This is a genomic window from Streptomyces sp. NPDC006602, assembly GCF_042870385.1.
Lineage (GTDB): Bacteria > Actinomycetota > Actinomycetes > Streptomycetales > Streptomycetaceae > Streptomyces.
In genome coordinates, this window is record NZ_JBIAHG010000113.1 from 1 (window position 1) to 1,079 (window position 1,079).

The window sequence follows — 1,079 nt, forward strand, 5'->3', positions numbered from 1 at the left end:
AGGCCGGCCCCGCATCACGGACTAAATTCAAGATCGTCTCGGCGACGCCTTCGACGCCCGTCGGTCGATCGGACCAGGTCCTCGTCGAATCCCCCACCTCCTGCTTACCGTGCGGCCGTGACAACGCCTTCAGACGACGCTGCCGAGCTCGAGTTGGCGCCTGTGCCGGTCCGGGTCATGCTGCCCGCCGATCCCCTGCTCGCCACCGAGCAGCAGGAGATCGTGGCGCGGCTGTGGAAGCGGCGGCAAACGGAGACGGGCTGGGCCTACCTCGTAGGGCTACCGTCCTACCGAGATCGCGAGGACGGCGGTGTGGAGGCGGCGGAGTACCGGGTGTGGATCCGCACCCGACAACGAACCTGGACTCAGCTCCACCCCCACCAACAACACCTCATGGGCACCATCGACATCCACGGCCCCACACCCCTGCACCGCTACAACAGCCACCCAGCGCACCTGACCAATCAGCCAACAGAACTGATCAACACCCACGAGACCAACCCAGAGGACGAACTCCGCAGTTCACAGGCCCACCCAGTCGGAGCCCGCAAGCAACGCCAACCACCCCGCCAGCACACACCACACCGCAGAACCCAACCAGCCAACTGATCAGCCCAGCTCAGCACCACACATGCCGATCAGAACGAACGAACCACGACATGGACGCGCTACGGGAACTGGGCACGGAGTGGGCGTGAGCCGAACAGTCACAGGCTTAGCAGCGCGTGAGTTCCTCGACCACCTTGGTGATGCGCCGCTGCCGCGTCGCGTCGGTCTTCGCGTCGTCAATCGACGTGACGTGCGCCTTTTGCCGGCTTGGGGACAGCGCGCGGAACGCCTCCTCCGCCCCCGGCACCGCGGCGAGAGCGGCCGCGAGGTCCGCAGGCGGCTCCACCGTGCGCGGCGCGGTGTCCAGAGCCAGCTCAACATCGATGCTGTCGCCACCGGAGATACCCGACTCCCGCCGCTTGTCGGCGCTGAACGGGATCAGGAACTGCCCGCCCATCGAGGCGATCGTCGAGCGGTAGGCATAGCCGTTCACCATGACGCTGACAGCCGGGCGCCTGCCGCCGCCTAGT

The 1,079-nt window shown here is 66.7% G+C and carries 2 protein-coding genes; one reads left to right on the forward strand and one right to left on the reverse strand.

What is annotated here, in order from left to right:
- Window positions 1–117 precede the first annotated feature (117 nt).
- Window positions 118–609, forward strand: coding sequence for a hypothetical protein (locus ACFYO2_RS49685; RefSeq protein WP_388364159.1), 492 nt, complete (start codon window positions 118–120; stop codon window positions 607–609).
- Between the two features lie 106 nt (window positions 610–715).
- Here the strand turns inward: ACFYO2_RS49685 and ACFYO2_RS49690 are convergent.
- On the reverse strand, window positions 716–1,079 hold a 364-nt coding region (locus ACFYO2_RS49690), incomplete at its 5' end, for a YdeI/OmpD-associated family protein (protein WP_388364162.1).